Raw genomic sequence first — 653 nt, forward strand, 5'->3', positions numbered from 1 at the left:
TTAATGGTGACATGCACGGCTCTCAGTGCATGTACTCTTTTACCGCAACAAAAAAACTCCAGCCAAAACCATACATCGAACAACAGTAACCCACCTGCCCGATCTCCCCCTCTAGCACAGAAAAATGATCCTGCTCGCTCCCTGTTAAACTCAGCTCAACAACTTGCCCAAGGCTTACAACGAGCTTTTAATATATCAAATCGCACAGCAGACCGACTCGCCCCCATAATCATCCAGCAAGCACGCCAATATAAAGTTTCACCCTTTCTATTGGCCGCACTCATTATGCAAGAGTCTAGTTATCGAAGTAATGTAAAATCATCTGCAGGTGCAATTGGTCTTACCCAGGTCATTCCCAAGTATTGGCAATCTCAATGTAAAGGCAGTTTATGGCAGGAATCCCACAATATCCAATGTGGCAGCTATATTTTATCTATTTATAACAAGCAAGCAGGTCATTGGTTTAAAGCTTTAGCTTATTATAATGTTGGCCCTAGTGCCTATAACAGCAGTCAAAAGATGCAGCAACTTGGTAAAAAATATGCAAAATCAGTTACCCAGCATCATCAAGCTTTATTGATTTCATTAAATTTACTCAAAGATCCCCACCTTTAATTCATTTTCACTATGAAGAGGTTATCTGTAGAATTTAT

General features: G+C 40.3%; 1 protein-coding gene. It reads left to right on the plus strand.

All coding sequences use genetic code 11. The features are described 5' to 3' along the window. A partial coding sequence (locus Aru01_RS18290; RefSeq protein WP_217995751.1) for a lytic transglycosylase domain-containing protein occupies positions 1-615 on the plus strand: 615 nt, incomplete at its 5' end. Between the last annotated feature and the right edge of the window lie 38 nt (positions 616-653).

This window comes from Acinetobacter rudis, from assembly GCF_000829675.1.
Taxonomy (GTDB): domain Bacteria; phylum Pseudomonadota; class Gammaproteobacteria; order Pseudomonadales; family Moraxellaceae; genus Acinetobacter; species Acinetobacter rudis.